The following is a 687-nucleotide window of genomic DNA, read 5'->3' as shown; positions in this document are numbered from 1 at the left end:
CTTCTTGACGAGGCGGGCGACCTCCTGGTCGTTCAGCCGGTCGGGGCCGACATCCCTGCCGCGGCCTTTGACCCGGCGGAAGAGGGGGCCTTTTGCGATCCGGGCGAACTTGATCCAGGTTTCGACGGCAACCACCGGGCAGGTGGTGTCGGACGAGCCGCGGCCGACCTCGACCTCGCGCCAGCCGGTCTTGCCGCGCAGGGTGATCAGCAGACCCTTGTCGAGGATCTCGATCCAGCCGCGGCCGTCCTGCGTCTGGTCGCGGCCGAGGTCGAGGCCGACAATCTCCGAGCGGCGCAGGCCGCCGGCAAAGCCGAGGAGCAGCATGGCGCGGTCGCGCAGGCCGCGCAGCGTCCCCCGGTCGAGCGTCTCCAGCATGGCGACCAGCTCCTCCGGCAGGATCGCCTCCTTCTGGCGGGGCGGCGCGGCATGGCTGTTGCGGATGCCGGCCATCACGGTGGCGATGGCGCGATCCCTGCGGTCGAGTTTCTCACCGCGCTGGGCATAGGTCCAGGTGAGCGCGGAAAGACGGCGCTCGATTGTTGAGACGGAATTTGCCTTGGCGCCGCGCTCGGCCGAGCCGGAGGCGCAGGCGGTGATGTAGAGGCCGACGACCGGCGGATCCGGCGGGAGGGGCGACAGGTTCTGGCGCCGGCACCAGGCGGTAAAATGCTTCCAGTCGGAAGC

The 687-nt window shown here is 70.2% G+C and carries 1 pseudogene; it reads right to left on the bottom strand.

The window, feature by feature from the left end:
- Positions 1–687, bottom strand: a pseudogene (locus tag LXM94_RS25970) (integrase); the annotation flags it as partial.

It is taken from the genome of Rhizobium alarense (assembly GCF_021555155.1).
GTDB lineage: Bacteria > Pseudomonadota > Alphaproteobacteria > Rhizobiales > Rhizobiaceae > Rhizobium_D > Rhizobium_D alarense.
The sequence above is the reverse complement of the archived record's forward strand: the minus strand, read 5'-3'. Positions and strand labels throughout refer to the sequence as shown.